The organism is Brevibacillus formosus (genome assembly GCF_003013405.1).
Taxonomy (GTDB): Bacteria; Bacillota; Bacilli; order Brevibacillales; family Brevibacillaceae; genus Brevibacillus; species Brevibacillus formosus.
In genome coordinates, this window is record NZ_PXZL01000013.1 from 197443 (window position 1) to 219873 (window position 22431).

General features: G+C 46.8%; 27 protein-coding genes and 2 riboswitches. Of the genes, 17 read left to right on the top strand and 10 right to left on the bottom strand.

All coding sequences use genetic code 11. The annotated features are described in order from the left end of the window. Positions 1-11: 11 nt before the first annotated feature. From copZ to C7R91_RS13485, 7 genes are all read left to right on the top strand, one after another. Positions 12-215 (top strand): copper chaperone CopZ, encoded by a 204-nt coding sequence (gene copZ, locus C7R91_RS13455; protein ID WP_047068791.1) that lies wholly within the window; start codon positions 12-14, stop codon positions 213-215. Positions 216-318: 103 nt separating this feature from the next. Beyond that, the gene (locus C7R91_RS13460; protein WP_047068792.1) at positions 319-945 is read left to right on the top strand and encodes an NAD(P)/FAD-dependent oxidoreductase; all 627 of its coding nucleotides are present in this window, start codon (positions 319-321) and stop codon (positions 943-945) included. Positions 946-1036: 91 nt separating this feature from the next. Continuing rightward, complete coding sequence (locus tag C7R91_RS13465; RefSeq protein WP_047068793.1) at positions 1037-1360, top strand: metal-sensitive transcriptional regulator; 324 nt, start codon at positions 1037-1039, stop codon at positions 1358-1360. 313 nt (positions 1361-1673) lie between these two features. Then, the gene (locus C7R91_RS13470; RefSeq protein ID WP_236697824.1) at positions 1674-2462 is read left to right on the top strand and encodes a cupredoxin domain-containing protein; all 789 of its coding nucleotides are present in this window, start codon (positions 1674-1676) and stop codon (positions 2460-2462) included. Positions 2463-2621: 159 nt separating this feature from the next. Beyond that, positions 2622-2849, top strand: coding sequence for a spore coat associated protein CotJA (locus tag C7R91_RS13475; RefSeq protein ID WP_047068794.1), 228 nt, complete (start codon positions 2622-2624; stop codon positions 2847-2849). After that, positions 2846-3118: a spore coat protein CotJB gene (locus C7R91_RS13480; RefSeq protein ID WP_047068795.1), complete on the top strand. Its 273-nt coding sequence runs from the start codon at positions 2846-2848 to the stop codon at positions 3116-3118. The genes C7R91_RS13475 and C7R91_RS13480 overlap by 4 nt, the downstream gene beginning before the upstream one ends. Before the next feature lie 21 nt (positions 3119-3139). Continuing rightward, on the top strand, positions 3140-3709 hold the full coding sequence (locus tag C7R91_RS13485; protein ID WP_047068796.1) for a manganese catalase family protein: 570 nt from the start codon (positions 3140-3142) through the stop codon (positions 3707-3709). Positions 3710-3843: 134 nt separating this feature from the next. Here the strand turns inward: C7R91_RS13485 and C7R91_RS13490 are convergent, their stop codons facing one another. Together C7R91_RS13490 and C7R91_RS13495 are read right to left on the bottom strand one after the other, a co-directional pair. Next, complete coding sequence (locus tag C7R91_RS13490) at positions 3844-4653, bottom strand: copper amine oxidase N-terminal domain-containing protein (RefSeq protein WP_083995027.1); 810 nt, start codon at positions 4651-4653, stop codon at positions 3844-3846. Positions 4654-4718: 65 nt separating this feature from the next. After that, positions 4719-6386, bottom strand: a complete 1668-nt coding sequence (locus tag C7R91_RS13495; RefSeq protein WP_047068797.1) for a ribonuclease J — start codon at positions 6384-6386, stop codon at positions 4719-4721. A 164-nt stretch (positions 6387-6550) separates the two neighbouring features. Here C7R91_RS13495 and C7R91_RS13500 point away from each other — a divergent pair, with 164 nt between their 5' ends. Further along, entirely contained in the window at positions 6551-6970 is a 420-nt protein-coding gene (locus C7R91_RS13500; protein WP_047068798.1) for a hypothetical protein, read from the top strand. 88 nt (positions 6971-7058) lie between these two features. Here the strand turns inward: C7R91_RS13500 and C7R91_RS13505 are convergent, their stop codons facing one another. Next, positions 7059-7499, bottom strand: a complete 441-nt coding sequence (locus C7R91_RS13505) for a protease complex subunit PrcB family protein (RefSeq protein ID WP_047068799.1) — start codon at positions 7497-7499, stop codon at positions 7059-7061. Between the two features lie 61 nt (positions 7500-7560). Between C7R91_RS13505 and C7R91_RS13510 the strand changes: the two genes are divergently transcribed. Beyond that, positions 7561-9456: a hypothetical protein gene (locus C7R91_RS13510; protein WP_047068800.1), complete on the top strand. Its 1896-nt coding sequence runs from the start codon at positions 7561-7563 to the stop codon at positions 9454-9456. A 72-nt stretch (positions 9457-9528) separates the two neighbouring features. Beyond that, positions 9529-9984: a YlbF/YmcA family competence regulator gene (locus C7R91_RS13515; protein ID WP_047068801.1), complete on the top strand. Its 456-nt coding sequence runs from the start codon at positions 9529-9531 to the stop codon at positions 9982-9984. A 1-nt stretch (position 9985) separates the two neighbouring features. On the opposite strand, the gene C7R91_RS13520 is transcribed toward C7R91_RS13515, so the two are convergent. Then, a complete protein-coding gene (locus tag C7R91_RS13520; protein ID WP_047068802.1) occupies positions 9986-10315 on the bottom strand; it encodes a hypothetical protein in 330 nt (109 codons plus the stop codon). Positions 10316-10390: 75 nt separating this feature from the next. On the opposite strand from C7R91_RS13520, the gene C7R91_RS13525 reads away from it, so the two are divergent. Both C7R91_RS13525 and C7R91_RS13530 read left to right on the top strand, forming a co-directional pair. Beyond that, complete coding sequence (locus tag C7R91_RS13525) at positions 10391-10735, top strand: YlbG family protein (RefSeq protein ID WP_007725782.1); 345 nt, start codon at positions 10391-10393, stop codon at positions 10733-10735. Between the two features lie 143 nt (positions 10736-10878). After that, the gene (locus C7R91_RS13530) at positions 10879-11643 is read left to right on the top strand and encodes a LamB/YcsF family protein (RefSeq protein WP_047068803.1); all 765 of its coding nucleotides are present in this window, start codon (positions 10879-10881) and stop codon (positions 11641-11643) included. A 29-nt stretch (positions 11644-11672) separates the two neighbouring features. Here the strand turns inward: C7R91_RS13530 and C7R91_RS13535 are convergent, their stop codons facing one another. Genes C7R91_RS13535 through modA form a run of 3 tightly spaced genes read right to left on the bottom strand, consistent with a single transcriptional unit; the run spans position 11673 to position 13871 of the window. After that, the gene (locus C7R91_RS13535) at positions 11673-12338 is read right to left on the bottom strand and encodes an ABC transporter ATP-binding protein (RefSeq protein ID WP_047068804.1); all 666 of its coding nucleotides are present in this window, start codon (positions 12336-12338) and stop codon (positions 11673-11675) included. Between the two features lie 17 nt (positions 12339-12355). Further along, positions 12356-13042, bottom strand: a complete 687-nt coding sequence (gene modB, locus C7R91_RS13540; RefSeq protein ID WP_047068805.1) for a molybdate ABC transporter permease subunit — start codon at positions 13040-13042, stop codon at positions 12356-12358. Between the two features lie 31 nt (positions 13043-13073). Then, a complete protein-coding gene (gene modA / locus C7R91_RS13545; RefSeq protein ID WP_047068806.1) occupies positions 13074-13871 on the bottom strand; it encodes a molybdate ABC transporter substrate-binding protein in 798 nt (265 codons plus the stop codon). A 143-nt stretch (positions 13872-14014) separates the two neighbouring features. Between modA and C7R91_RS13550 the strand changes: the two genes are divergently transcribed. The 5 genes from C7R91_RS13550 (at position 14015) to C7R91_RS13570 (ending at position 18070) form a co-directional block, all read left to right on the top strand. After that, complete coding sequence (locus tag C7R91_RS13550) at positions 14015-14974, top strand: substrate-binding domain-containing protein (RefSeq protein ID WP_047068807.1); 960 nt, start codon at positions 14015-14017, stop codon at positions 14972-14974. 197 nt (positions 14975-15171) lie between these two features. Further along, positions 15172-17040 carry a stalk domain-containing protein gene (locus tag C7R91_RS13555; protein WP_047068808.1) on the top strand — a complete coding sequence of 623 codons (1869 nt, stop codon included), beginning with the start codon at positions 15172-15174 and terminating at the stop codon, positions 17038-17040. Further along, complete coding sequence (locus tag C7R91_RS13560; RefSeq protein WP_047068809.1) at positions 17037-17558, top strand: shikimate kinase; 522 nt, start codon at positions 17037-17039, stop codon at positions 17556-17558. Before C7R91_RS13555 ends, C7R91_RS13560 begins: the two co-directional genes overlap by 4 nt. Positions 17559-17615: 57 nt before the next feature. After that, the gene (locus tag C7R91_RS13565) at positions 17616-17777 is read left to right on the top strand and encodes a YqzE family protein (protein WP_007725773.1); all 162 of its coding nucleotides are present in this window, start codon (positions 17616-17618) and stop codon (positions 17775-17777) included. A 38-nt stretch (positions 17778-17815) separates the two neighbouring features. Then, positions 17816-18070, top strand: a complete 255-nt coding sequence (locus tag C7R91_RS13570; protein ID WP_047068810.1) for a YkuS family protein — start codon at positions 17816-17818, stop codon at positions 18068-18070. Between the two features lie 33 nt (positions 18071-18103). Here C7R91_RS13570 and C7R91_RS13575 read toward each other — a convergent pair whose 3' ends face one another. The 3 genes from C7R91_RS13575 to C7R91_RS13585 all read right to left on the bottom strand — a co-directional run bounded on the left by C7R91_RS13575 (position 18104) and on the right by C7R91_RS13585 (position 21935). Continuing rightward, complete coding sequence (locus tag C7R91_RS13575; RefSeq protein ID WP_047068811.1) at positions 18104-18961, bottom strand: hypothetical protein; 858 nt, start codon at positions 18959-18961, stop codon at positions 18104-18106. A 110-nt stretch (positions 18962-19071) separates the two neighbouring features. Beyond that, positions 19072-20193, bottom strand: coding sequence for a YqhG family protein (locus C7R91_RS13580; RefSeq protein ID WP_047068812.1), 1122 nt, complete (start codon positions 20191-20193; stop codon positions 19072-19074). Between the two features lie 35 nt (positions 20194-20228). Beyond that, positions 20229-21935, bottom strand: coding sequence for a DEAD/DEAH box helicase (locus tag C7R91_RS13585; protein WP_047068813.1), 1707 nt, complete (start codon positions 21933-21935; stop codon positions 20229-20231). Positions 21936-22155: 220 nt separating this feature from the next. Further along, positions 22156-22253: riboswitch (glycine riboswitch) on the top strand. Next, positions 22254-22369, top strand: a riboswitch (glycine riboswitch). Positions 22370-22431: the final 62 nt, after the last annotated feature.

Here is a 22431-nt window from a genome sequence, read left to right on the forward strand (position 1 = left end):
GAGGATGTATTATGAACGTCACTTTGAATGTACAAGGAATGTCCTGCAATCACTGCGTCATCTCTATAGAAGGTGCTCTTCAAAAACTAGACGGGGTTAGCAAAGCAACTGTAAGCCTTGCTGACAATCAGGTAAGCGTGACTTTTGATGAATCCGTTGTTTCGCTGGACAATGTGAAAGAGGCCATTGAAGATCAAGGATACGATGTCGTTTAAAGCAAAGGGTGTGGGAAAGGCTGTGATTGAAGAATTGCAGCCTTTCTTATGCCTATCGGTTGACCGAATATTTCAAATTTAAGCGTTGTAGGAGGAATGCCTTATGAAGCGTGTGCAGTTTGCCGTAAGTCCAGAAATTCGTGTCGGCGGTTCCGTGTTTGCTCCAGCAGATATGGTGGCGATTGGTCAAATCGTTGGCGCGGATGCACAAATTGAACTTTCGACCTTTCAGCAGCTTATCGTTGAGATGAATGAAGAGAAGGCTGAGGATGCGAAAAAAAGTTTGCGTGAAAAAGGCTTATGCGTGTACGAAACGGGCTCTGTTGTGAAGAATTTGTCTGTCTGCTCTTTTTGCAAAGGAGCGGAGATTGAAGGGCTGATGGCAGCGAGAAATTTGAATGATACGATCGCAGGGATGGCCGTTCCTTTTACGATGAGAGTTGGTTATACGGGTTGCCCAAATGCCTGTGGAGAGCCGTTGGTAAAAGATATAGGGATAGTGAAGCGAAAAGAAACCTTTGAAATCTACGTCGGAGGCCAATCGAAAACAATGGAGGCTAAAACAGCCGAGCTTCTGGTCGAGCAGGTAAAGGAAGAACAATTATCCTCCATCGTCCAAAGCATCATTACGTTGTATCAGACGCAAGGGAAAAAGAGAGAGAAGTTTTTCAAGTTTGTCGAGCGATATGGATTGGAAAATGTCCGAAAAGAATTGGGGCTGTCTTCCTGATCGATCAGTGAATATGGAACCTGCCAGGTTTTGAAAATTTGGATGATAATCGAAGCGTATGTTTGCTAGGATGAGTAGAGGAGGAATCTCATTGTCAAGTGCGGAATTGAACGTTGTACAGTCTTGTCATACATCTGATCGAAACAGTCATCATTCAGAAAAAACCAAGCAAAACTTGCAGGCGCGCCTCAATCGGATTGAGGGACAGATTCGCGGGATTAAAGGCATGGTGGAGAAGGATGCTTATTGTGATGATGTCTTGAATCAAATTGCTGCGGTACAATCTGCTTTAAATTCAGTGGGACGTATCCTTTTGGAAGGACATATGAAATCCTGTGTGATTGAACGCATCCAAGAAGGGGACAACGCAGTCATTGACGAGCTGTTAACCACGATGAATAAGCTGATGAAATAAAAAGCTTCAGAAATGAAGCTTTTTTATAATGGCGAAATATAGCTATGTTGTTGCTATTAGGTGCGTGCGGCATGAAGCGGTCGAGTGTGGCGGTGCAAAATCTGGCCAACGTGCAGAATGAAGGAATCCAACGAGGGTGTCCTTTTCTAGTTCGTTTTGTCCTAATTAGTTGGCGTAGGACATACTTTACAATGTGGGGAATATACTCGGGGGTGGTATCTTGAGCGCGGTGTATCAGGTCCTGATCTACGTCGGTTTCGCTTACGTTTGCTTCACATGGTTTATATGGCGACGAAAGCAGGGGATCGATCATATGCAAGGCATGATAGGCACGATGTCTGTCAGTATGATGATTGGACTGATCGGAGGGTTAATCCTCGGCGATGTTTACAGGGGAGACCTTTATGTATCCACTATGTGGGGAATGCTGGCAGGTGGACTGTCTGGTTTTCTGCTAGGAGTTCCCTTGTCGATCCTGAGCATTGTAGAAGGACTTTTATCTGGCGTCATGGGCGGGATGATGGGCGCCATGCTGGGAGAAATGGTTCCCAGTGAAAAGGTAGAGTCTCTCCTGTTTGTTTTCGTCATGCTCTATACCGTATGTATGCTGCTCGTAGCCAAGCTGATTGATTTCAATCATATAGAAACGAAGTGGTCTTCCTTTTTTCATCATCCAGCTACTCCTGTTGTGTTGCTGCTTGCCGTCTTTTTCTGGTTTCAATCATTACCGTTTCCATCCCCGACTCTTTATGCAGGTGATCGTGCGACAGAAATCAACCTCACAGCCGTCGACTTTTCCTATAAACCGAGCCAAATTACTGTGAGAAAAAATACGGAGATCAAAATCGTCTTTCAAAATGATGGCAATGTAGAGCACGATATCGAGATTGTGTCTCAGGGAAAAATCGTTACGATCTCAGAATCAAGCAGCGAACATCGTCATGGAGCAATGGCTGAGCGTGTGGTTCATTTGCACGCCAAACCGGGAGAGTCTGTTGAAACAGTGTGGAAGGCATTGGAGGAAGGAACCTATGAATTTTATTGTACGATCCCGGGACACAAAGAAAACGGCATGATTGGGCGCTTGCAAGTGACAGGATGAAGCAAAGGGGGAGGCGAATGCCTTACGAAAAGGTGGAAACCGCTTTCCATTAGGAGGAGAGCGGTTTTTCTTTTTGGGGTAGCAATCACGCCTACTGGGTGGGCAGCATAGTGTAGTCATGAAGGAACAGACATTGCAAGTTGGAGGAGGATATTGGCATTGCATTCGCAAACACGCGACTACTTTCCGTACGTTGGTCCCTTCGATCCTTGTCCGCCTATTCGGGTAAAGACGTACCAGGTGCCACCTCAGCTGTTCATGACGTTTCAGCCGGAGAACTTGCCGCAATACAGCCCGATGGAAGCGTTGAAATTAGGCACGCTATGGCCGGCACTTTTTAGCCCCTATGATCCAAGACTGAGTCATTTAGGGAGGGGAGGCACATGACAGCTGAAAATAGATTTGGCGATGAACAATATTACGCATTGCTTGAACAACTGCAAGCGATCGACTTTGTGCTGGTAGAGCTAAATCTTTTCTTAGATACCCATCCAACGGATCAGAATGCGCTCCAGCAGTTTAACGATTTAACGGAACAACGCTGGGTTTTGGCAAACGAGTATGAGAAGTTATATGGGCCCTTGCAAAATCTTGGCCGCAGCTATTCAGGCTATCCGTGGCAGTGGAATGATGATCCATGGCCTTGGCAAGTTTAGAAGAGAGGGATAACGAAACCGATGTGGATCTATGAAAAGAAACTTCAGTATCCGGTTCGTGTCAGTAAGTGCGATGTGAGAATGGCGAAGTATTTGATTGAGCAATACGGAGGGGCAGATGGAGAGCTGGCAGCCGCTCTACGCTATATGAACCAACGGTATACGATCCCGAATAAAGTGGTCGGATTGTTGACAGATATCGCTACGGAAGAATTCGCTCACCTCGAGATGATTGCCACGATGGTGTATAAGCTGACCAAAGACGCGACGGTCGAAGAGCTGAAGGAAGCGGGACTGGGTGACCATTACGCCAATCATGACCGGGCGCTCTTTTACCACAATGCCAGTGGTGTGCCGTGGACGGCTGCCTATATTCAAGCCAAAGGAGATCCGATCGCGGATTTGTATGAGGATATCGCGGCCGAAGAAAAAGCACGCGCTACGTATCAATGGCTGATCGACATGACCGATGATGTTGATTTGCAGGACAGCTTGAAGTTTTTGCGGGAGCGTGAAGTCGTTCACTCTATGCGTTTCCGCGAGGCTGTAGAGATTTTGAAGGAAGAGCGGGATGCGAAGAAGATATTTTGAAGGTTAAAAAAGAGAGCTGGTGGGCTCTCTTTTTGTTTCTATGGCTGCTGTGGTTCAAAGGCCGGCGGAACAACTCCCCAAGATTGAAAATATTATGTTGAGAAAAGCCTTCAGGAAAGAAAGCTTTTCTCTACTCATCTGTAAAGATTATTCGGAACGACGATGATGGTTTTCTGACCCCCTTTATGTTCAAAAACAACATAGTAATCCAGCATTTCTACAATATCTCGTAAAGGTACAACCAGAGTGGTGTTATTGTACAGCTTTGCTTTTCCCGACACAGTAGTTTCACGACCTTCATTAATAAAGCGATCACTGCCAACCGGTATGACTATTTGTCTATCGTAATCCATGATATCTCTTAGGATGAGCGTTGCCGTTTGGGTAGGATCATTCCACAGGATCGTAGCACCAAGAACGTCGGCTAACTCGCGAAGGGAAACATAAGTGATATCATTTTCAATAAAGGTTTGTTGCACAAGCTTTTTATTATTTACGGTCACAATCACAGCTGAGTCGTCTTTATAAGGAGCAGAGTTATCGCGGATAATCAAAATACTAATTTTTCTGATGTCATTTATGTTTTTAAACCTAGAATCAATAAAATCTAAGGGCAGTTCAAATTTTGCTTCTACAAAATGTCCCGGCTCTAGCTTCAACGATGAATTGATAACAGTGTGGCTAGTTTCGGGGTAGAAGTGGTCCATTCCGTTTTTGCCCGCAAATGAGAGACCTGCGTAGCTAAAATTTGTAGCGGTTGCTTCACCTAGATTAAGTAATAGGGCATAAATAAAAAACGTGTTGTTGTCCTCTGATCTTCCATAAATCATTGAATCTACAATGACATTTGCCTTGAGTTCTGCCCCTTCAGACACTGGAACTGAAGCAAAGAAAATAAAAAAAATTGCAAGAAAGCACGCTAAAAGTCTAACCATTTTCACCATTTCAAATCACCCCAAGATTGAAAATAACATGCTAGAAAAGCCCTCCGTAAAAGAAGGCTTTTCCCTCACACATCCATAATAATCGGCAGGATCATGGGTCTGCGCTTTGTTTTGGCATATACGAATTTCCCAATCGATTCCCGCATTCCTTGCTTCAAGCGATTCCACTGACTCACATTCGCTTCCTGCAAATTGGTGATCACCTCGGATGCAATGCGAGTCGCTTCTTCCAACAGGCCCTCTGATTCCGGGGCATGGATGAATCCGCGAGAAATAAGGTCAGGACCCGACAAAATCTTGCCGTCGGTTTTACTGCGCGTCACAACGATCACGAGGATGCCATCTTCCGAAAGATGTTTGCGATCCCGTAATATTCCATTCCCTACATCACCGATTCCTAAACCATCCACCAACGTATTTCCAGCAGGGATTTTTCTTTCCTGCACAGCCACACCGTCATGAATATCCACGACATCTCCGTTATTTACAATGAAAATGGACTCGAAATCAACACCGACAGATTCAGCCAACAGACGATGTTGATGGAGCATCCGATACTCGCCGTGAATGGGGATTAAGTATTTTGGCTTCATGAGAGTGAGCATGAGCTTCAATTCTTCCTGGAAGCCATGACCGGATACATGCATGCCTGTCCCGGAGCCATAAATTACGTTGGCACCCATGATAAACAGGTTGTCGACGATGCGCGCTACATTTCGTTCGTTCCCTGGAATAGGGGAAGAAGAGAGAATGACGGTATCGCCGCGTTCTACTTTCACGTGTCGATAACCGGAGGTCGACAATCGAGAGAGAGCAGCCATGGGTTCGCCTTGGCTTCCCGTGCATAGAACAGCAACACGGGCTGGATCGAGCTCGCTCACTTCTTCTATTTCTACCAGCATGTCTTCTGGTATATGTAAATAGCCTTGTTCCGATGCGATTTTGACCACATTGATCATACTTCGGCCCAGCAAAGCTAGCTTTCGATTTGTCGCTTCTGCGGCATCTATGACTTGTTGGAGACGGTATACATTGGAAGCGAACGTCGAGACAAATATTTTCTGCTGTGCCTTACTGAATGCTTCTAGCAGACGATCGCCTACGTGTTTTTCTGATGGAGTAAAGCCTGGGCGCTCCGCATTGGTACTTTCCGACAACAAAGCCAATACGCCTTTCTGGCCGATTTCAGCCATTCTGTGCAAATCGGGGGATTGCTTATGCACCGGCGTTAAATCAAATTTAAAATCGCCGGTATGCACAATGGAGCCTGCTTTTGTCTCAAATACGACACCCAAGCAATCTGGAATGCTATGGTTCGTCTGAAAAAAGCTGATTGTGAGCGAGCCTAATGAAATAGTAGAGTCACGATCGATGGAGATGAGGGTGGACTGATGAAGCAAATTATGCTCCTTCAGCTTTAATTCGATAAGACCTAACGTTAAGCGGGTACCGTAAACAGGGACGTTTAATTGTCGCAAAAAATAGGGAATACCCCCGATGTGATCCTCATGCCCATGCGTGACAATCAAGGCGCGTACTTTTTCTTGATTTTCCAGCAGATAACTAACGTCCGGTATGATTAGATCAATTCCTAAATAACTCTCATCGGGAAACTTCGAACCACAATCGATGAGGACAATTTCATCTCCATATTGAATCCCGTACATGTTTTTGCCGATTTCATATACTCCTCCTAAAGCAAAAATAGAAAGAGTTTCATTCCATGTATTCATACGCAGTCAATGACCTCCCCAAAACATCTTGTGGTTACTTTTGCCTATTGGAAAGCTGAGTATGTATGGATAGCAGGGGGGATCATGAGGCAAAAATGGATGAATGAACCAATCAGGAGTCGGGCACACTGGGGTAAGACTCATTTTGGAAGGGAGCAGCTCCGGTGAAAACCAAACGATTTCTTTTCCGCTTGTTTCTATTGATTGCCATTGCGGCTGGTGTGGAATGGTTTGTGTATACGAACCAACAAGCGCAAACCGAAGTGGCAGCAGACGAGTCGCACGCTCATCACGCAGCGCCGACACTTGCTGTAACGCATACCCTTGTGAAAGATGACTTACAACTCAAATTAACCGTTACGAACTTCTCTTTTTCCCTCGAAAACATGGGGAAAGAAAACAAGCACGGAGAAGGGCATGTTCATCTGTACCTCGACGGCAAAAAAATCGCCAAAGTATTTGAGCCTAGCTATGTCATGAAGGATATCCCGGCTGGGAAGCATGAGGTCAAGGTAGAATTGGCCCATAATAACCACGAGTCATATGGTGTTGCAGAGAGCTTTTCCATTGAGGTAAAGCCCTGAAAAGCAAGGGTAACTGTTGGGAAAAGGAAAAAAGCCGACTTCGATACGCCTTGTGGCATTCGAACTGTCGGCTTTTTTCATGGATAGACTAGCGCATATGCACGCTGACTTTTGCTTGCTGGTCTGGCAGGGCAATCACCAAAGTCGGATAGCTGATAACTTGGGTTTTCATCGAACCTGGGGCGGGTGCTTGTACCCGAACGTGTACGGCAAAGGCATGAGGGCCTGTCCGCTTGACATGGTCCGCCACTAAACGATATCCTCCTGTAGGGCGCTGTCCTGCACCCACGACTACATAGGATTTTCCATTGGCACGAACGATGGTGTGTCCGCCATTTTTTCGAACTTTCTTCAAAGCTTCCTGCACGGCAGGAGGATATGGAGCAGCAACAGCCTCGTAAGTAGCATCTGCTTGTACAACCTCTTTCGCCACAGGCTCAGATACGGTAGGATGTTGAGGTGACAAGGCTTGTGTACCCGTTAAGGCCAAGGCTGCTGTTAAGAGTAAACTAGGAAATACATGCAACATCAAGATCCCTCCAATTGGTAAAAATAATGAATCGAACATCATACAGACTGAGGTGACAGGCGTGCGTGTGAAGGATTCGCTGGAATACCTGTCCGAATCAACGCGACAAGCGATTCTACATGAACAAACCAAACGATATCAGATTGCCGAAGAGCAAGATTTAACAGAGAGATTATTGGACCCGGTTTTTATTGGGCAAGTATGGAGACAGGCAGATGAGCTGGAACGAACCGTTATCCGGCTTTTCGTAACCAAAGCGACGAGAGGTTTTTTTAGCAAACGAACTTGGGAACGCGAAACGGAAAAAGAGCACAGACATCTGTCAGTCGGCTTGACGAAATTGCGGCGGCTTGGACTGATCTTGACTGTACGGAAAATGTGGAGTGAGATTGGCTATTTGATGCCACAAGAGGTTCGCGAGCAGTTGACAAACCAAATGCTGCCGGAAGCCTCTCAGGCTTATGTTTCTCTTTCAAAAACGCTCCCTTATTATATATCAGCAGGCAGGGGGATACAGCTGGATCTTTTTGGGCTTTTGTTGTTTGTTCGAGACAACCAAATTCCCATTACGCAAAAAGGAAGTATTCATCGTAGGATGTCGCAAAAAATGCTGCCGCTACTCTCGCTTACAGACGAGCATGTAAAAGGAATCATCATTCCGCCACTCGATCAGGAACAAAGAGAGGGCTTATCCTTGACCGTTGTCCTTGATATTGCACTCAGACTGGGCTTGGTGTATAGAGAAGAGCGAGAACTCGTACTCGATCTAAATCGAACGAAGCAATGGCTGCATCAACAACCACTCGTACGTTGGGAAGACATGTACCAACTCGTCATGGAACAATTTTTGCCGCATGGCGACTGGTGGGAATTTTTCATTCAATTGATGAGGCAGGTTCCTGTTGAGCAGTGGTGTTCCATCCATGAACAATTACGCATGCTAAAAGAATCAGGATTTCATTTGCCTGACAATGCAGAGGAGCTCATTGTGGAACAATGGCTGCATTTACTGTTAGGCTTAGGATGGATTCAGCTCGGAATGGACGAAGAGCGAGGGATTTTTTGGCGTTGGAGCAGTTTGCCGCGATTATCGTCGGAGGAAGGTTGGTTTGTGGACCCCACAGGTGCCATTACAATCCCTCCTCTTGTCCCGTTGCTGGATGTATGGGAGATCAGCCGATTTTGCCAGCTCCAATTTGATGGGCAATTGATTCGGGGTGAATTGCAAGCAAGGCTGTTGCAATCGTATTTGGCTCAAGGTGGGACGGAAGAGCAAGTCATAGAAAAGCTCCGTGCCTCCTGTGTTCATCCGTTGCCTGAGAGCTTGATTGAGGTGGTGAGTCAATGGGCGAGAACAGCCAGGCAGATTCAAATGGAGCCGTATTTCCTCGTGCGGACAGCACATGCTGGATTTCTGGAGGAATGGCGCGAAATTCCTGACTTTCGCCCATTTCTTACCCAAGTGATTTCACCGACTTCGTTTTTGATTCCGTTCTCGCAGGAAAAAGAACTAATCCGTCTCCTACGTCACTTTGGTTATGAGCCGCAAGTGCTGTCACACGTTGCTAGCGCAAGCAGAGAGCTTCAGCCACTCCAAAACAGTCAAGCGGGGAATAAAGGCTTGCTTCTCATTGAACGGCCTTGGGACGGTTATGCTATAGAAAACACGTTCCCTGAGCAAAATGAGCAAATCGCAGCACTACCAAAAATGTGGACGAAGCATTTCCAATCGTACCATCCACAGTCCATGCGGGATTTGTTTAAGCGGGCCATAGAACTGAAGCTGGAAGTCGAGATCCAGCAAAGCGGAAAAGAAAAGCTGCGAGGGCTACCGACAGAAGTACGTCTGGAAATGGGGTACTGGATGGTTTCGATTGCTGGACAGGGCGGCAAACAGTGCTACCGTCTCGACAACATTGAGCGAGTGCGCATTGTAGTGCCCGAATATCTGTACTAAGGGTGTGCATCATGATACAATCAGGAATGACGTAAAGTTTTCAGGCTTTACGGCGAAAGGAGGTCTCGCTTAATGGAAACATTGGAAGCTGTGGATATGACACAGTTGATCATGGAGTCTCATGAGCTGTCCACGATGATTAACCAATCGCGCGAGGTCTCGGAGTATCTGGAGGCCAAACGCCAAATGGAAGCAGATGAGGAAGTGCAACGTCTGCTCGTCGTGTTCGAGGCTAAGAAGGAACAGTACGAAGATGTGCAACGGTTCGGGAAGTATCACCCGGATTACAATCATATATCCAAAGAAGTACGGGAACTGAAGCGCAGCATTGAACTGAGGGATTCCGTACAGGCATTCAAGCGAGCAGAGGATGCTCTGGATGAGCTCTTGTATCAGGTGAGTAGAACGATTGCTCATTCCGTCTCGGAAACGATCAAGGTACCGAGCAACAATCCATTTTTAGAGGCGCAGGGCAGCGGTTGCGGGACGGGCGGAAGCTGTGGCTGCAGCGTGAAAAAGCCTTCGTAATTCACGCTGTTCCCGACTCATTTTGGCGCAGCAGAAAACAGTCTTCACAAAGATTGCCACAGCAAAATTGCTTTTCGTCAGGTACGCGAAAGCGGAAGCGATACACATGCTGCACGTCATCAGAACGCACGTAAATGCATTCTGGCTGTAATTTGGTATCAGTGGTCAGGCGCTCTCCTGTTTCCATGAGCTGCTTTGTTAAGAGAGGAGCAGGGAGCGTACTGCATACATAGAAAAAGAGCTGGCCTGCATAGGTTTGCCAACTGCTATGGGTGACGATTTTTTCGCGGTGAAGCGCTTCCTCGAATTGATGATAAAACGTAGCCAGCATAGACCACGATTCCTTTCTGTAATAAGCTTTCACCAGTAAGTATACCACGATTGGGAAGGAGACCGACGGCAAAACATGAGAGAGCGACGTCTGGGGGTCGCCGTGTGGGTGAAAAACACGCGTGCCGCCAAAAATTTACGCAAATTTGGCACCATTCATTACATCTCCAAGCGCTTAAATTACGTTTCGATGTATGTGGATGCCAATTTGTTGGATGAAACGATTCGCATTATGGAAAAGCTGCACTTCGTGACAAAAATTGAACGTTCCCATCGCCATGAGATCCCGGTAGAGTATAACAATGCCAGACCGGATAAGGCAAAGGAATACGATTATAAACAAGAAAAGAACCAGGTAATGGCACTAGCAGAAACCTTACAGACAGAAGAAAGCAGCCAAGCAACCGTTGGTTCGACATAAGTTGTTCATAAGCTGCCATTTTTCGGCAGCTTTTTTGCTTTTGTTAAACTGGCGTACATGGTATGCTAATGTGGAAGAAAACGAGAAGTCACGCGCATGAATGCGTTTTCAATGATAGATTAGGGAAAGAAAGGTGAGCATACATGATTCATCTGGATATTAACTGCGATATGGCAGAGGGCTTCAGCAGAGGTCGACAATCAGAGGACTTGGGGATTATGAAATGGATCACCTCCGTTAATATTGCTTGCGGATTGCATGCAGGGGATCCCCATATTATTTGCAGAACAATCGAAGCTGCACTTAAGCATGATGTAAAAATCGGGGCACATCCCGGTTATGCAGATATTCAAGGCTTCGGACGTCGTTCGATGAACTTGTCTGTCAATGAAGTGTATGAGCTGGTGCTGTATCAAATTGCAGCCTTGGCAGGGACTACAAAAGCGCTCGGCGGAGAGCTGCACCATGTAAAGTTGCATGGCGCGCTGTATAACGAAGCGGCTGAACGCCCAGAGCTCGCGGAAGCGGTTGTCCAAGCCATTGCGGATATTGATGAAGAGCTGATTCTCTATGCACTGTCTGGCAGCAAGCTTGTAGAGGCAGGCTTGGAACACGGGCTTCAGGTGGCAGAGGAAGTGTTTGCAGAGCGGGCTTATTTGCCGAATGGTCGATTGGCCCCGCGTGAATTGGAAGGAAGCGTGCTGATCAGTAAGGAAGAGCGTATGGAGCAGACACGTCAGCTCGTTTTAAAACAAAGAGTAATGACGGTCAATGGCGAGCACATTGACTTGGCGGCCGATACCCTTTGTGTCCATCACGAGAGCCATGACGTACTGCAATTCCTTGGCGAAGTACATAAGTGGGCAAAGCAAAACGACGTGAAAATTGAACCAATCACTGCTCGATAGGTAAAAAGCCATCCAGCAATGCCGTCCCATTATCGGGAAATGGACGTTGCTGAATGGCTTTTTTCATTTTTCCGTTCTTTGATTGTGCCGTTATCGATCAGGAAGATGACATCTGCGAGCTTCTCGGCTTCTTCACGGTCATGGGTGACCAGCAGAAACGGGATGTTCCACATAGAGTGAAGGCGAAGCAGCTCATCCTGGCATTGTTTACGCGTATCCGCATCCAGCGCCGATAAAGGCTCATCAAGAAGCAGGATGTCTGGTTCAGTCGCAAGCGCACGTACGAGTGCCACCCTTTGTTTTTGTCCCCCGGATAACTGGTGAGGATATTTTTGCAGCAGATGATCGATTCCAACCGTGGACAACAATGGAGCCAGATTCAGCTCATGTCCCTTTTTCAAGCCGTAGCGAACATTTTGCTCGACGGTCATGTGAGGGAACAGCGCATAATCTTGAAATAAATACCCGATGTTGCGTTTTTGTACAGGAAGCGGCTTCTGTCCGTCGCGATAAAAGACCTTTTCATTTAATTGGATTATCCCCGCATCAGGATGAACCAGACCTGCAATACTGTTCAATATCGTTGTTTTGCCAGAGCCGGATGGTCCGAACAGCACGACAATTTCCTTTTGTACCGAAAAAGACACATCCAAAATAAAATCAGGCAAACGCTTCTGTATGTGGACGGCGAGCATTTTACCATTCACCTGCCTTACTTTTGATTGGCGTACCTGCGCACATTGCGACGACTCCACCAATTCAGCCAGAGAGTCGTACCCATACCCAAGGAAACAATAATGATGACCCAGAACAATGCCTTATCCATTTGACCAGCCTCAACAGCAAAATAAATGGCGACGGGAATCGTATCGGTTTTCCCAGGGATGTATCCTGCGAGCATCAGCGTAGCGCCAAACTCCCCTAAACCACGGGCAAAAGAAAGAACAAACCCAGCCAACAGGCCAGGCCAAGCCAATGGAAAGGTAACGGTCCAAAATAATCGCCATTCCGAAGCACCCATCGTGCGTGCCGCATTCTCCAAACGACGATCAACCCCCGTGAAGGCAGCGACTGCACTCTGATACATCAACGGAAAGGAAACGACAATCGAGGCAATAACGGCTCCTGTCAGCGTAAAGACGACCGTAATATTGAACCATTCATGCAGAAGCTGGCCGAGAAAACCGTTTTTTCCGAAAAGCAGCAACAAGCCGAAGCCAACAACAGTGGGAGGGAGAACAAGCGGAAGCAAAAAGAAGGACTCCAGCACATTCTTTCCCCAAAAATCTTTTTGTGTCATCCACCTTGCAAAAACCATCCCAAGGACAAATACAAAGGAGGTGGAGAGCGCAGCTACTTTAAGGGAAAGCATCAAAGGAGTGAGATTGGTTTCGATCACGCTTGCCACCTCCAATTTTGATTCGATTGGTTTATTGAAACCCGTACTTCTGTAAGATCGCTTTTCCTTTGTCGCTTGTCAAGTAGGCTAGAAAAGCTTTTGCTGCATCTGGGTTCTTCGACGCGCTGACGACCGCACCTGGATAAACGATCGGCTTGTGCCATTCAGGTTTGGCTGTCGCTAATACCTTAACGTTTTTCGAAGCTGCGGCATCACTGGAATAGACAATACCGACTTCCGCGTTACCGGATTCTACGAAGGTCAAAACCTGGCGAACATCGCTGCCAAATACCATTTGTGCCGAAAGAGAATCCCACATTTTCAGCGTATCCAATGTTTCTTTCGCATATCGTCCTGCCGGGACTGTCTCGGGCTCACCGACGGCAATATGCTTAATCGCTGCGCTGTTCAGCTCTTCAAAAGAAGTGATAGCGACAGCACTTGTGTTACCGGCTATGAGAACCAGCGAGTTTTTCGTGAAGTCTTGACGTGTGTCTTTGACGATCAGTTGCTGTTCCTCTAAACCGTCCATGTCTTTTTTGCTAGCAGACAAAAATACGTCAGACGGAGCACCTTGCGTAATTTGTGTGGCGAGTTTGCCAGAGCCTCCGAAGTTAAAGGTGAGGGTCGTTCCCGGGTGTTCTGTTTCGTATTGGGTTTTCAACTCATTCAAGGCATCCGTCAAGCTGGCAGCAGCAGAAATCATCAATTCTACCTTCGCTGCATCAGTTTTGGCTGGCTCACTTGCTTGGGGTGTGGTTTGCGTTGTCGAGCAAGCTGTCAGCATCAAGCAAAATGCTGTCAAGAAGGCTAACCAGTGCTTCTTCATAAAAAAAGACCTCCATAATTATATTTAGTTATAATTAATTATAACTGGACATAACTAGATTATATGGATTCGTAATGAATAATCAATTGCGATTTTACGACACTTGTTTGAAAATAGAGCAAAGGAGATAACGGAGGCGGGACATGAGTCAACAAAATTCTTACACCACCGAAGAAATAGCAAAAATTCTACGTATTTCCAAGCTGACAGTCTACGATCTGATTAAAAAAGGAGAGCTGCCCGCTTATCGCGTCGGTCGGCAAATGCGCGTAGACGAAAGCGATCTGGAAGCGTACAAGGCGAAGGCAAAGGGAGAATACAGACAAGCCTCAGCCGTCAGTATCCCGCAGACAGGACAAGCTCAGCAATCGTCACGATATGAGCAGACTGGTACAGGCCGCAATATCATTATCAGCGGGCAGGATGTGAGCTTGGACCTACTGGCGGGCCATTTGGAGAAAAAGGATGAGGCATACCGGCCACTGCGCTCGTACGTAGGGTCTCTGAACAGCCTCGTGGCGATGTATACAGGTAAGGCTGATATCGTCAGCACGCACTTGTACGATGGAGATACCAATGAATACAATGTCCCGTATATTCGTCGCATTTTGTGTGGGCATCGTTTTGTTGTCATCAATATGTTGTCACGTTGGGCAGGATTCTACGTCCAGGCAGGCAACCCGAAACAGATCAAAGCATGGAGCGATTTTACGAAGCCGGGCATTCGCATGGTTAATCGGGAAAAAGGGTCCGGTGCACGCACGTTGATAGAAGAGCAGTTTCGACTGGCAAAAATAGCGGGGAGTGACGTGATTGGCTATGAACGGGAAGAGTCCAATCATCTGGCAGTCGCAGGGGTAGTAGCAAGGCGCGAAGCAGACGTAGGGGTGGGCATTGAAAAGGCAGCTTCACTCGTCGGAGTGGAGTTTGTCCCAGCTGTGCATGAGCGATATGACCTCGTCTTGTTGAAAAACAAGGACAACGAGCAGCTTATTCAGGCTGTTCTTGATGTTCTCGGGTCGCGTCCATTTCAAAAGGAATTGGAAGCAGTCGGGGGCTATGATCTTAGCCAGACCGGAAAAATTATGTACGAAACCTGGTAAATACTAAAGAAAGCTGCCAATCATTACGATACAATGAGTGGCGGCTTTTTTTATTTTCCGCAGAAAAGATCATCGCCAAATATGGCGTTTTCTCTACCGAATCTCCTGAATTTCTACTCAGTTTGACATATATTTGCTACAATGAAACAAAAACATTTAGCGCCTACCGCCGGGCGGTTTATTATTTGGGGGCTGTCATGAAATCACTACATAAAACGAGCTTGCTAGTATGTGTGACGATCCTCATTTTTTTTGGCTCAGTTGGGGTCGTCGCGTATTGGCCAGCTATTTCTCAAATCATTGCCATGAATCAATCACAAGAGGAGGAGCAAAAGTTCGTCGATCCATTTTCATATGATCCGCCTCTGCCGTCTTATGTAAAGGATTTGAACCCTGTCTATAAGATTCAAGCTGAATTACATACGTCCGAAGCAAAAATAACCGGAAACATGACCTTGGAGTTCGATAATCCGAAAACGCCAGATGTACGGCTGTATATTTACGATTACCTTTGGAACAAAATGACGGTGAAGTCGATTCGCTACAAGGACAAGCCGCTTTCTTTTGAACGTGGTCAATCATTGGTAAAGCTGGCAAATCCTCTTGGAAAGGAGCTTCGTGGCGCCCTGACCATTGAATTCGAGAACCCGGTTCCACGTAGAGGCACACGTTTTGGGGTGAAAGACGATATTTGGACGTTGACGACATGGTACCCGATGCTCGGTGCCCAAAATCAAAAAGGCGTTTGGTATGACCCTCCGCAACGCGTTGATTTCGGTGATCCATTCGTTTACCACTATGGAGATTACGATGTGTCTTTTACCTCTCCCCAAGGCTACAAATGGGTCAGTTCATGGGGCAGAGGGCAAGCGAAGTCAATCGGTGGGAACAAGCAGCAAGTCCATTATCAAGCAAAAAATCTGTTGAACTTTGGACTGGTGGGAAGCCCGCTTTATCACATTGAAACGATTCAATTTGCTCCGAATTTAACGGTGGACATTGCTTCCGTTGATAAAGGTAACATTGAAAGAATCAAGACCATTGCCCAATCGGTCTTTCCTACTTTTATTGACATGTACGGTCCGTTGCCGTATCCGAACGTGGCGATTGCGGAAACAAGTACAGGTACGACGTACGCCATGGAATACGCAAACCTCGCCGTATTCAAAAGAGACATGCATCACAATAATCTGATCGATCATTGGCTGCCGCATGAGGTGGGGCATCTTTGGTGGTACAACAGTGTGGCTACATTGGAGTCCTCGCACGGGTGGCTTGATGAGGGGCTGGTGGAGCTCGGCGTGTCTCATTACTTGCAGAAGCGTTATGGTGCCCAATCAGCTACGACTCTGCTGGATACGTACAATCGGGATGTCAAACGTTTGCAAGAGCGTTATCCAAATGGAAAACTTGACAAGCCATTGCAGAAGTTTGTCACCGAAGAAGAGTTTAAGCTGACCTGGTATTCTCGGGGAGCACTTCTGTTTGACAACCTGCGCCGCAAAATCGGTGACGACGCATATAAGCGATTCTTACAGCGCGTCCAGCAAAATTATCATGGCAGAGTCATTGGTGCTGAGCATCTCGATCAGGCGCTTGGGCAAACCTTGCAAGGGGAAGCGAAATATTTTACTCTGTATACCAATAGTGCAAATAAGAATGGCTTTGGTGCAGTGCAATTGGAACCCTATATCACCACGATCATCAATAACATGAGCTTTTATCCATCCATTCCAGCTCGGGTCACCCAAAATACGGTGTATATCCCGCTGCGTGAGCTCGGTGAGAAAATGGGATTAGCGATTAGCTGGGACGACAAGAAGCAAATGATCCGCGTGAAAGGAAATGGACGTGAAGTATTTATAAAGGAACGGGAGCGCTTTGCTGACGTAGATGGAAAGCGAATGGATTTAGGCAGCCCGTTAATCGAAATCAAAGAGCGTACGATGGTTCCACTGTCTTTTTTTGAAAAAGCGTTGGGATATGAGACAGCGTACAATCAACAACAAAAAACGGTAAAGATCAGTACATACCGAACGATTGGAAAGGGGGCGGAAACAAAATGAAAAACCTGGTGTTAGTCGGATTTATGGGAACAGGAAAAACCACGGTTGGCGCCGCGCTCGCTGCCTCTTTAGGATTGAAGCATACGGACTTGGATGATGCGATTGTGGAAAGGGAAGGTCGCAGCATTCCAGAAATCTTCACCGATCGAGGCGAGGCATATTTCCGAGACGTTGAGACGAAACGTCTGGCGGAAATACTGGCAGCAGGATCTCAGGTCGTAACAACTGGGGGAGGAGCTGTATTACGGAAGAAAAACGTAGAGATGATGATGGAGCATGGCATCGTCATCGCGCTGCATGCCACGGAAGAAGAGCTCATCAAGCGTTTGGAAAATGATACAGGCCGGCCATTGTTAGCAGGAGGAGTCGCGACAAGGGTAAAAACCTTAATGGCGGAGCGTGCAGGTGTATACGATTTTGCGCCAATTCAGGTGGATACGACAGGAAAGAGCCTTTCCGATATCGTGATGGAAATTACGAGCCAAGTGGTTGAAAGAGCACAGGATGGGGAACAATAGAGGGGACAGCGCTTGCGCCGTGGTGTGAATCCACGAGTAAGAAGGAGGTCAAGTGCGATGTCCTTTCAGGAATATTTAAAGTACCTGACGAAACTGTTTGTCCAGTACATGGACACCCCAAAAGATGAACGCCGTTTGCGTAAGACTCCGCGCGAGTCCTGGTCGTCACGCTGGTTTGGTGCCATTCCCATGTCTATTCGACTGTTGTGGCGCAAATAAAATTTGTAAACCTATCATGATCGAGACGGAGGGTGCATATGGCGAGAGTAGCGGTCGAAAATTCCCTGTCTGAAGTGTGCAAGATGCTGCGTCAAAATGGTTACGAAGTTGTTGATCTGGGCAACTGGCAGCAGGTGGTAGATGCGATTGTTATTACAGGACAGGATATCAACGTACTGGGTGATCAAAACAAAACGATTACAGGAGCTCCCGTCATTAATGCAGAGGGAATGACGGTCAATGAAATTTTTCATGCCGTTCATGAACGTCTCTCTCCTACAAAACATCGGTAAATATTAAACGTAAAAAGCAAGCTCTCCAACCGGTTATTCGGCAGGAGAGCTTGTTTCGTTTACGAAAAATCTTCCGACGCGATGGGCATACGAATAAGGGACAAAGCGCAGACCCTCATCCCATACGCCGACATAAGCATTTTGGTCATTCCATAAATGCAGGGACCCCACGACAAAGGGGGCTAAAACCTGTGACTGATGAATCGGGACGGCTAATGTTACCGGTGAGGTATAATTTTGCTGCCACAATTGGTTCCAAGACACATCAGTGTCCGTTGAATTCATTTGGCTGACCCACCCGATATGATCAAAAGGATCTGCCTCGGCTGCGCTTAAAATTCTCATTTGAGTCAGGCGTTGGCCATTTTGTATGAGCTGTTCGCCCGCAAAAGCATCGACAGTGGGCTCACTAATTTGAAAGGAAGTAGGATACATTTCTCCCGTTTTTGCATTGACCATTTGTGTATCTGACTTCTGGGTGATTAGCCAGTAGGAAGCAAACCCGTCATAAACTGGCTCCGCCGCGATTTCCTTCGGAGCAAAAGCGTCATCGAACAAGATGTACTCCCCGACACCGTATTCCAGCAGAACAAATTTCTCATGGGAAGTGGAATCAGGCGCTTCTCCTATCACCAAATACCCTACTTGCTTTTCCGCTTTTTTTATACTTACCAGCCACTGATGCTGCCCTGCACCAAGTGTTTGCACGTCCGTCTTTGCGTCTTCCCATTGCTTGAATTGAGGGTCTCGGCTTGCGATTGCATCCATCCATTCTCGAATTTGTGTTTGGAATTGCTTGTCCCAGCTTGCTTCGTCTTGTGCAAAAGCTGGTGAGGAAAGCAGTATTAGAGACAAAAGAGCAGCGATAAAAGGAAGAAATCGTCTGGTCACAACTATGCACCACCTTTTGTAAAGGCTTAACCTATTCCTATTGTAACCAGCTATGACAAAAAGATTTGTTGCAACGTGTCTTTTCTGTTTCACATTTTCTCGTTGATCTTTTACATGATTCGCCCTGATGCGGGGAGATGTCTCATGCTTTTTGCTTTCGATGACCGCGTGAGCGGAGGAACGGAAGATAAATAGAACAAGCCGCCGTTGATGAACGACACCTCGATCCGCGGCTCGTATTGCCATGCCAGCTCGTCTTTTCGGCGTTGTCTCTCCTCATCTGGCGTGCTCTTTTTCCATTCTCCTTGTTGAATCTCTTCGCGTGGGGTGATTTGGATTCCGTTTGTACGTAAAAAGTCGAGGATTCGTCCGCCAGACGCCCGATATTCGTCAAAAGATATGGGCTGTTCGACAGAAGCTGGTCCAGCTGGATCAGGTTCGGGTTGCAGGGCTTCTTGCTCGAGTGACGACTGAGCTTCGGGCTGCTCAGTTTCTTCGGTTTCCTCTGCTTTTGTCTGCTCATTTTCCGGTTCTCGCCGTGCCAATTCTTCATAGTACGCTTCCAAGATGGCCAATTCTTCGCTCAAACGTGTACGCGCTTCCTCTGCCCATTGCTGATCTTCTTGTTCCAACGTATGTTCGACTTCCAGTTGAGCCATTTGGAGGGCTTCCTGTATGGTTACCTTTCGATCCAACGTGTAGTAGTAGTCAGGGATCGCAGGGGTCAAGGAAAGTGAAAATAAAAACGAAGTGAAATCCGTTACCAGCCGTGGCTGATGCAAATTAATCCCCAGATACAATAAAATGTCACGGCGCTTGTCGCAGAGCAGAGATACCTTCAAGTTCATCCCGAGCCAAGGCACGAGAGGGGTAGAGCGACGCTTGCCGGCATTGCCTAAAAGCCCCCCTTGTTGCTCGTACATACAGACAAAGCTGCCATGCTTTTTGGCAGAGGAGAAAATTTGTTGCATGCGGGTGGCCCCTAGATGCAGATGCTCGGATCGCAAACCCTCAGGCGTGCAATCCGGATGAAAAGTAAAGGTAAGGACCAATGGCTGATAAGCCAAATTCATCTTATCCACCCAGCTCCAATAAAAAGGGCGATTGCCAATATCTTTGTCCACCTCGACAGGGAGTTTGACTGTAAAGTAATCCGGGTGAGATTCGAGGATATGGGCAGAAAAAGTAGCCAAATAGCGCTCGACAAATTGTCTGACCTGTTGTTGCTGCATCAGGAGACCTCATTTCTTTTTCGTTTCAAACAGAGTTATTGGTCAGCCGCCTCTGAAAGCGGGACGGCATCTTTTGTTATTTTGCTTGCCCGAATCGCGTGTCCAATGTTATCGAGCTTCAGCGCCATTTCTTTGGAGGATCGAGAATCCATAATGATTTGAACCAGATTATCTTCCAAGGAATGGCTTAGATTCAGGCGTTCCACAATATCATCGAGTTCACCGATGACCATTTCAAACAGGTCGATTTTTTCATACAGCAGCTTGAGAATATGCTCCTCGATTGTTCCTGTTGTCGATAAATTGTAAATGTGCACATCCCTTTTTTGTCCCAGCCGATGGACGCGACCGATTCGTTGCTCCACTCGCATGGGATTCCAAGGCATGTCGTAATTAATCACCTGATTGCAGAACTGCAAATTGATGCCTTCGCCGCCTGCTTCTGTCGCGATCAGGACTTGTGCACGATTCTGGAAAAGATCAGTCATCCAGTCTTTTTTACTGCGTTTAAAGCCGCCGCGAAAAGGGACAGAAGTGATCCCATGGTCGTGCAAATACTTTTGCAGATAGTTTTGTGTTGCGCGGTACTCTGTAAAAATGATCACTTTGTCGTTGATTTGTTGAATGAGCTCAACTGTTTTGGCAGCCTTGGAATGCGTCTCAATTTGTTTGATCATCTCGACAAGCTCAAGAATTTGCGTGCGAAGGGGAGAGTCTTCGCCAGTGCGCTGGTGCATATTATACAGTGTCATAAACGCAGCTTCCTTACTTGAGCAGACCTCACGCTGCAAGGTAATCAGAGCGAGAGAGTTGAAGCCGCCAACCCCCAATCCAGTTTGGTATTGCTCGCGGACAAAGCGGGTCACTCCCTCGTACAACGTCATTTCCTCAGGCGAAAGGTCAATTGGAATTGACTGGACGCGGCGGCTAGTGAATTGGATGCCGCCATCACTTCGTTTGTTGCGAATCATGACCTTTTCAATTTCTTCCCGCAATTTCTCGCTGTTTTTGGATTGGCGTTTGCCCTCTACGTAATTGGTAGAGAAGGTGGAAGTATGGCCAAGATGACCTGGCTTTAACAAATTGATGAGGTTGTACAGCTCGTCCATTTCGTTCTGAATGGGAGTTGCTGTTAGGAGCAGGCAGTATTTTTTGCGGATCTCTTTGACGAACTGATAGTTGCGTGTCCGCTTATTTTTGAGTTTATGGGCCTCGTCGATGATAAGCATGTCGTAATCGATGTCGAGTACGTGACGCCTGTGCGGATCTCGTTTTGCTGTATCTATCGATGCGACAACGACTTCATGCTGACGCCACATATATTCTTTTTTTTGCGCGACTGCTGCAATGCCGAATTTTTGATGAAGCTCTTTTGTCCATTGAATGACGAGAGAGGCCGGAACCAGGACGAGAATTTTTTTAGCCAAGCCGCGAACCATATACTCTTTCATGATCAACCCTGCTTCGATCGTCTTTCCCAGACCGACTTCATCTGCGAGAATAGCACGACCGCGCATCTCCAACAGGACGCGTTTTGCTGTCTCCAACTGATGAGGAAATGGCGATAAGAGTGGAAGGTATTTCAGACATTGCAGCTGGTCAAAATCGTGAACAGCCATTGCCTCCTCGGCTTCCAACGAGAGCTTGAACAGCTCCCACTTATCCCAGGGGCCATCTTCTTGCATGCGCTCTGTAAGCGGATTGATCCAACTCGTATCAAATGAAATAGGAACATTCGGCATATCAGATACTCCTTTTCATAGCTCTGCCATAACTTTCATGGTAAATGACAAAAAACTGAACATTTATCTATTGTCAATGTGTTTTGTTAAGTTTTTCTGAATCTGACTGTTAATTTGTATATTTTCAACTTTGGTCTCTCATGGTAGGATAAAGAGGTAGTACATCCCTTAGTATGGAAATGACAGCAAAAACTTATGTATGACCATGAAACAACCGCGAATGATGGTAGTAGGGAGAGACTGCTTGAACGTTTGGCAGCGCCGAAGGAGCAAGCCGGAAACGGTGAATCTCTCAGGCAAAAGTACCTCTACCGGACGCAACTCTGGAGAGAGCTCACATGAGCCACCAAAGGGGAAACTTGCAAGTGGGGAACGATGTAGCCCTCACCTGATTCGCAAGGTAACTCTCAGGTACCAAGGACAGAGGAGGAGAAATGGGCACCATTATTTTGGTGTACCCGTTTTTCCCCCTCTGTTTTGTTTTGGTCGATAAGAC

Coding starts and splice junctions, on each gene's coding strand:
- copZ (WP_047068791.1), top strand. CDS start 12: ATGAACGTCACTTTGAATGTACAAGGAATGTCCTGCAATCACTGCGTC.
- C7R91_RS13460 (WP_047068792.1), top strand. CDS start 319: ATGAAGCGTGTGCAGTTTGCCGTAAGTCCAGAAATTCGTGTCGGCGGT.
- C7R91_RS13470 (WP_236697824.1), top strand. CDS start 1,674: ATGCAAGGCATGATAGGCACGATGTCTGTCAGTATGATGATTGGACTG.
- C7R91_RS13480 (WP_047068795.1), top strand. CDS start 2,846: ATGACAGCTGAAAATAGATTTGGCGATGAACAATATTACGCATTGCTT.
- C7R91_RS13485 (WP_047068796.1), top strand. CDS start 3,140: ATGTGGATCTATGAAAAGAAACTTCAGTATCCGGTTCGTGTCAGTAAG.
- C7R91_RS13490 (WP_083995027.1), bottom strand. CDS start 4,653: ATGGTGAAAATGGTTAGACTTTTAGCGTGCTTTCTTGCAATTTTTTTT.
- C7R91_RS13495 (WP_047068797.1), bottom strand. CDS start 6,386: ATGAATACATGGAATGAAACTCTTTCTATTTTTGCTTTAGGAGGAGTA.
- C7R91_RS13505 (WP_047068799.1), bottom strand. CDS start 7,499: ATGTTGCATGTATTTCCTAGTTTACTCTTAACAGCAGCCTTGGCCTTA.
- C7R91_RS13515 (WP_047068801.1), top strand. CDS start 9,529: ATGGAAACATTGGAAGCTGTGGATATGACACAGTTGATCATGGAGTCT.
- C7R91_RS13520 (WP_047068802.1), bottom strand. CDS start 10,315: ATGCTGGCTACGTTTTATCATCAATTCGAGGAAGCGCTTCACCGCGAA.
- C7R91_RS13525 (WP_007725782.1), top strand. CDS start 10,391: ATGAGAGAGCGACGTCTGGGGGTCGCCGTGTGGGTGAAAAACACGCGT.
- C7R91_RS13530 (WP_047068803.1), top strand. CDS start 10,879: ATGATTCATCTGGATATTAACTGCGATATGGCAGAGGGCTTCAGCAGA.
- C7R91_RS13535 (WP_047068804.1), bottom strand. CDS start 12,338: ATGCTCGCCGTCCACATACAGAAGCGTTTGCCTGATTTTATTTTGGAT.
- modA (WP_047068806.1), bottom strand. CDS start 13,871: ATGAAGAAGCACTGGTTAGCCTTCTTGACAGCATTTTGCTTGATGCTG.
- C7R91_RS13550 (WP_047068807.1), top strand. CDS start 14,015: ATGAGTCAACAAAATTCTTACACCACCGAAGAAATAGCAAAAATTCTA.
- C7R91_RS13555 (WP_047068808.1), top strand. CDS start 15,172: ATGAAATCACTACATAAAACGAGCTTGCTAGTATGTGTGACGATCCTC.
- C7R91_RS13560 (WP_047068809.1), top strand. CDS start 17,037: ATGAAAAACCTGGTGTTAGTCGGATTTATGGGAACAGGAAAAACCACG.
- C7R91_RS13565 (WP_007725773.1), top strand. CDS start 17,616: ATGTCCTTTCAGGAATATTTAAAGTACCTGACGAAACTGTTTGTCCAG.
- C7R91_RS13570 (WP_047068810.1), top strand. CDS start 17,816: ATGGCGAGAGTAGCGGTCGAAAATTCCCTGTCTGAAGTGTGCAAGATG.
- C7R91_RS13580 (WP_047068812.1), bottom strand. CDS start 20,193: ATGCAGCAACAACAGGTCAGACAATTTGTCGAGCGCTATTTGGCTACT.
- C7R91_RS13585 (WP_047068813.1), bottom strand. CDS start 21,935: ATGCCGAATGTTCCTATTTCATTTGATACGAGTTGGATCAATCCGCTT.